This is a genomic window from Salipiger sp. HF18, assembly GCF_011806505.1.
Classification (GTDB): Bacteria; Pseudomonadota; Alphaproteobacteria; order Rhodobacterales; family Rhodobacteraceae; genus Salipiger; species Salipiger thiooxidans.
This window is the reverse complement of the sequence record NZ_JAATOS010000632.1, coordinates 1-1,994: the sequence shown is the minus strand read 5'-3', so window position 1 is coordinate 1,994 and position 1,994 is coordinate 1. Positions and strand designations below refer to the sequence as shown.

1 protein-coding gene is annotated in these 1,994 nt (G+C 66.3%); it reads right to left on the bottom strand.

All coding sequences use genetic code 11. The features are described from left to right. Nucleotides 1–147: 147 nt before the first annotated feature. Nucleotides 148–1,782, bottom strand: a complete 1,635-nt coding sequence (locus HC022_RS25155; RefSeq protein ID WP_167454209.1) for a murein L,D-transpeptidase — start codon at nucleotides 1,780–1,782, stop codon at nucleotides 148–150. Nucleotides 1,783–1,994 lie beyond the last annotated feature (212 nt).

Below are 1,994 nucleotides of genomic sequence, written 5' to 3'. Positions count from 1 at the left end.
GTCGGCGCTTGCCAGGGCGGGCTCGTTTACGCCGTTGACTTGGATCGTGGTGTCGCCCACCGCTTCGAGCCCGAGGGCCGCGGCGACGTCTGCGAGAGTGTGGGTCTGGTCGGACATGTGGGGCCTCCGGGATTTCTCCCGAAGGATTTAACCCTGACCGCCGGCCAGTACCACCCCCTCGGAGGCAAGGGCGGCCCAGATCCGCGCGTCGCGGCCATAGACGTCGGGGCGGTAGTTCACCTGCCCCTTCGCCTTGGTGAAGGCGGTGCGGTAGATCAGGTGCACCGGCACCGGCTCATCGAGGTTCACGCGGGTCTCGGACCCGGTACGCAGCCGCGACTGGAAGAAGCCGACCGGATCGTCGGTCTGCCGCGCCAGCAGCGCATAGGCGAAATCATGCGGGTCGCCGAGCCGGATGCAGCCGTGCGAATAGGTCCGCTGGTTCTGGTTGAACAGGCTCTTCGACGGCGTGTCGTGCAGGTAGATGTTGTACTTGTTGGGGAACATGAACTTCACAGTCCCCAGCGCGTTGCGCGGCCCCGGCGGCTGACGCATGGCATAGGGGAAGCTCGCGGCGCTGTACTGCGCAAAGCCCCTGCCACGGTTGACCCGGCGGCCGCTGCTGTCGGTGATCTCGAGATGGCTGACCGCGCCCGGATTGCGACGGAGCTGCGGCAGGTACTCGTTCACCACGATGGACCGCGGCACGTACCACGACGGGTTGATGACCATGAACTCCATGCGGTCCGAGAACTCGGGCGTGCGGCGGTCGGGGTCCTGGTGACCGACGACCGAGCGGGTCTCGAAGCTCACCTTGCCGTCGTCTATGATGCGGGCGTGGAAGTCCACGAGGTTGACGAGGATATGCCGCGCGCCCAGCCCCTCGGGCATGTTGAGCCAGCGCTCGCGCTCCATCGCCACGATGACCGATTTCAGCCGCTCCTCGGGACCGACGTTGATCGCCGAGAGCGTCGAGGAGCCGGCGACGCCGTCCACCTTGAGCCCGTGATCTTCCTGGAAGCGCGACACGGCGGCAACGATGGCGTCGTCGTAGCGGGCGCTGAGCGAGGGCGCGAGATAATTCATCGCCACCAGCCGGTCGCGCAGGGCGACCACATCGGCACCGGTCTGCCCCGGTTCGAGCTTGCCGCTGCGGACGGTCGCGCCCCAGCCGCCATGGGCGATGCGATGCTCGAGCGTCAGCTTCTCGTGCATCAGCCGGGCATATTCCGGAGAGTGCGGCGCGAGGTCGCGCAGCACGGCGCGCGGGTCGCGACGGGCGAGATCCTGCAGCAGCCCCTCGGAGGCCAGCCGCTGCGGCGGACGCTTGATGCCGGAATCGATGCGGCGTCCGTCGAGCATGCCGCCGTTCAGATCGTGCGCGTATTTCAGGAAGGTGCGGCTCAGCTCGACCTCGACGAGCCCGCGGGCCCGGTCGCCCTGCACCGAGCGCATCCGCGTCAGCAGACCGTTGAGATCGTAGCGCCGCGCCGGCAGTCCGTGCGCCTCGGCGCGGGACAGCGCCTCGATCAGCGCCGTGCGGCGCTCTTGCGAGGCGGAATCATCGGCGGTCCAGAGCGGCTCGAAGCCCCGGGCGCGGTAAAAGGCGGCCATGCCCTCGTCCTCGGACAGCGATTCCGCGACGGCCTGCTTGTAGGCCGTGAGCGACAGTCCCTGCGCCGCGACCCCTTGCGGAGCCATGGCCACAAGCCACCCCGCCGCCAGCGCCGCTGCCATGCCCGCCCGGAAACCCGCTCTCGTCTGCCTGCGCTCTTTTGACATACCCATCCCGAAATTAACCGCCTTCAAGTGATGAACTATTCTTGTTCTTCAGTGGTCTGGAGTGTCCACTCACATTTCCGAAAAATTAAATGTTTCCCCCTAGAAGAGACTGCACTGCATCGCATCCGGGAGGTCAGCACATTTGCGCCACAGGTGTAAGCTCTTTTGCGCAGGATCTTGCCGAAAGAGCTTGATAACGGGAACGCGACTTA

Coding starts and splice junctions, on each gene's coding strand:
- HC022_RS25155 (WP_167454209.1), bottom strand. CDS start 1,782: ATGTCAAAAGAGCGCAGGCAGACGAGAGCGGGTTTCCGGGCGGGCATG.